1 protein-coding gene is annotated in these 1,703 nt (G+C 72.3%); it reads left to right on the top strand.

Annotation, left to right across the window (positions count from 1 at the left end; all coding sequences use genetic code 11):
- Window positions 1-50: 50 nt before the first annotated feature.
- Window positions 51-1,643, top strand: a complete 1,593-nt coding sequence (locus tag ACYVE9_RS25615; protein WP_461030272.1) for a peptide chain release factor 3 — start codon at window positions 51-53, stop codon at window positions 1,641-1,643.
- Window positions 1,644-1,703: the final 60 nt, after the last annotated feature.

A 1,703-nucleotide genomic window follows, 5' to 3' on the forward strand; every position in this document is an offset into this window, starting at 1 on the left:
CACGAGAACGCCGTGCGTGACGCCGGCCCCGCGGTGTGCGGCGGTGCGCGGTGAGCGGCAGGCCCGCCGAGGAGGCGGCGCGTCGTCGGACGTTCGCGGTGATCAGCCACCCGGACGCGGGCAAGTCCACGCTGACGGAGGCGTTGGCGTTGCACGCCCACGCGATCCAGTCGGCGGGCGCGGTGCACGGCAAGGGGAGCCGGCGCGGGGTGGCGTCGGACTGGATGGAGATGGAGCAGGCGCGAGGGATCTCGGTGACGTCGGCGGTGATGCAGTTCGAGCACCGCGGGCAGGTGCTGAACCTGCTGGACACCCCGGGTCACTCGGACTTCTCCGAGGACACCTACCGGGTGCTGGCCGCGGTGGACTGCGCGATCATGCTGATCGACGCGGCGAAGGGCCTGGAGGAGCAGACGCGGAAGCTGTTCGACGTCTGCCGGCACCGCGGCGTCCCGGTGATCACCTTCGTCAACAAGTGGGACCGGCCGGGGCTGGAAGCGTTGGAGCTGCTCGACGAGATCGAGCGGGAGTTCCGTCTCAAGCCCACCCCGGTGACCTGGCCGGTGGGCATCGCCGGTGACCTGCGCGGCCTGGTCGACGTGCGCGAGCCCGGGCGCATGCTGCGTTACACCCGCACGCCCGGCGGTTCGAAGGAGGCGCTGGAGGAGGTGGTGGACGCCGGCCGGGCCGCCGACGAGGAGGGCGAGGACTGGGTCCGTTCGGTCGAGGAGCTGGCGCTGCTGGTGGAGACCGGGGGAGAGCACGAGCGGGAGACGTTCGAGGCGGGCGTGACCACGCCGGTGTTCTTCGGCGCCGCCCTGTCCAACATCGGGGTGCGGCTGCTGCTGGACGCGGTGGTGGACCTGGCGCCCCCGCCCGCACCGCGTCCCCTGGAGGGCGGTGGCGTGCGTCCGGTCGAGGCGCCGTTCTCCGGACTGGTGTTCAAGGTGCAGGCCAACATGGACCGTGCGCACCGCGACCGCATCGCCTTCATGCGGGTCTGCTCCGGTGTGTTCGAGCGCGGCATGACGGTGACCCGTGCCGCCACCGGCAAGCCGTTCGCGACGAAGTACGCGCACAGCGTCTTCGGCCAGGACCGCACCTCGGTGGAACTCGCCTACCCCGGTGACGTGGTGGGCCTGGTCAACGCTGCCTCGCTGCGCGTCGGCGACACCCTGTACGCGGAGAAGCCGGCTGTCTTCCCGCCGATGCCGACGTTCGCGCCAGAGCACTTCGCGGTGGTCCGGCCCGCCGACATCGGCCGGACCAAGCAGTTCCGGCGCGGCATCGCCCAACTCGACGAGGAGGGCGTGGTGCAGGTGCTCGTCTCGGACCGGCGCGGCGAGCAGGCCCCGGTACTGGCCGCCGTCGGACCCATGCAGTTCGACGTGGTGCAGCACCGCATGGAGAACGAGTTCGGGGCCGCGGTACGGCTGGAACCGCTCGGGTACAGCCTCGCCCGGGCGACCGACAAGGCCGGCGCGGAAGCCCTCAACCGCTCCCGCCTGGTGCACGGCGAGGCCATGGTGCGCATCAGGGACGGTGTCCACCTGGGGCTCTTCCCCAACAGGTGGCACACCAGCTCCTTCGAGCGGGAGTTCCCCGACGCCCCGCTCGAACCCCTGATCGCCGCCCACGAGTAGGCGTTCGGGCGAGCAGCGGGCCGGCCCGGCGGCCGCCCCCGGCGTGGCCGGCCGTCGGGG

The sequence above is a fragment of the Streptomyces sparsus genome (assembly GCF_054776295.1).